We start from the raw sequence: 1,750 nt of genomic DNA, 5'->3' as shown, positions 1-1,750 counted from the left end.
GAATCAATACCACCGCCTGCCTTGAATGACCATTTGACCCTGCCATCGGGATACACTCTATACAAACTGGCGTTATCCGTGCCAATGTAGATATTGCCATCTTCATCGATCGCCGGTGCAGAATACCTAATTCTTCTATCGGTTACGGATACCCATTGCAACATCCCGGCACTGGGGGTGGAGAGTGGATCTATGGCATCGAAACCAGTTTGCAATTCCTGCCGATCGCTGAAGCCATCGCCATCACTGTCCAGTAGCACTTCCCCACCCACAAGAGGATCGAGTCCTTGTGCAATCTCGTAGCCATCGTTTAAACCATCATGGTCACTGTCTTTTTCTGTCGGGCCGGTGTTGTGAATATTTATTTCATCACCATCACTTAGCCCGTCACCGTCGGTGTCAGCTTTAAGGTTGTCTGTCAATGCCAGAATCTCCTCAAAATTTGACAGCCCGTCACCATCGGGGTCTAAAATCCCGTCATTCGGGTTCAGGGGATCGAGCCCGTACACGAATTCCCAACAATCAATGGCGCCGTCCCCATCGGTATCCTGGGTCCGGCTGTAGTAGCCGCTTTTGCTGCGACACTGATCACCTGAGCCATAAATATCGTGCCCACCTACCGGCCAGGGGGTTCTGGCTAAACCTCCTGAGCCAGTGATCACTGCGCTAAAGGTGCGGTAATCGCCCATATAGAGGGTTCCGTCGGACCCGATAATGGGCGAAGACTCGCCTTCGCCTATCGACCATAGCAAAGCGCCCTCCGGGCTCAGTGCATGAGTGCCTTTGGCACTTATATAGATATTTCCGTCAGCACCAATAACAGGTGATGGTGGAATACCATAAGGACCGGGATCATAAGACCACATTAGGATACCCTGTGCACTGATTGCATAGAGCTTCTGAGAATCGCCGATATAAACAGTTCCATCTTCTCCTAACGCAATAGACGAGCGAAAACCGTCCCCAAAGTCACTGGACCATTTGACAGTGCCCGCCGGAGATACAGCATATAAAGAGCTTCCAAATAAAGAGCTTCCCCCCAAGAAAACTGTACCATCTTTACCAACCGCTATGGATTTTCCTCCTGTCAGGAGACGAGACCACTTTAGCCGACCATCAGAATCAAATGCATAGAATAAACCTTCATTATCGCTTATATAGATTGTGCCATCGGCGGCAATCAAAGGCTTAACATCAGCAGAAATACGGCCAGTTGTAGCCGTCCACTTGAGAGAGCTATCAGGGTTTAAGGCATAGAGATTACCGGCAACAGCCCCAACATACACAGTACCATCAGCACCTATTGCCGGCGAGCCAGGCGCAAACTCTCCGCCAGACACCCATTGTAAAGACCCATCGGAATTTAATGCATAAAGCTGGGTTCGACTGTCTGCCGCACTACCGATACCACTAAAGTAGATTGTGCCATCTTCCGCTACAGCAGGTATACTTTCAATGTCTCCCCCGAGCGAGTAAACCCACTTTAAATTACCAACCCGGTCCAAGGCATATAAGCTACCGTCCTCGGAACCGAAGTAGATATCGCCGTTCACATCCACTGCCGGTCGCTTAAATGCATTATCAAAGGTGGGTAACTCCCACAGAAGGGTACCATTGCCAGGATAGCTTTGTGCAGATTCGGGGTCTGTTCCTGCCGCAACCTCCTGCCAATTGCTATAACCATCACTATCCAAGTCGAGCAATCCATCGGATGCACTGAGAGGATCAAAACCGTAGGTGATTTCGCTGG

Annotated in this window: 1 protein-coding gene; it reads right to left on the bottom strand. The window is 50.1% G+C overall.

The features are described from left to right. Positions 1 to 1,750, bottom strand: a 1,750-nt coding sequence (locus tag FKG94_RS28535) for an outer membrane protein assembly factor BamB family protein (protein WP_142930353.1), incomplete at both ends; no start/stop codon positions are given.

This window comes from Exilibacterium tricleocarpae (assembly GCF_007004655.1).
Lineage (GTDB): Bacteria > Pseudomonadota > Gammaproteobacteria > Pseudomonadales > Cellvibrionaceae > Exilibacterium > Exilibacterium tricleocarpae.
Note: the sequence above shows the minus strand (reverse complement) of the source record. Positions and strands in the feature narration are given on the sequence as shown.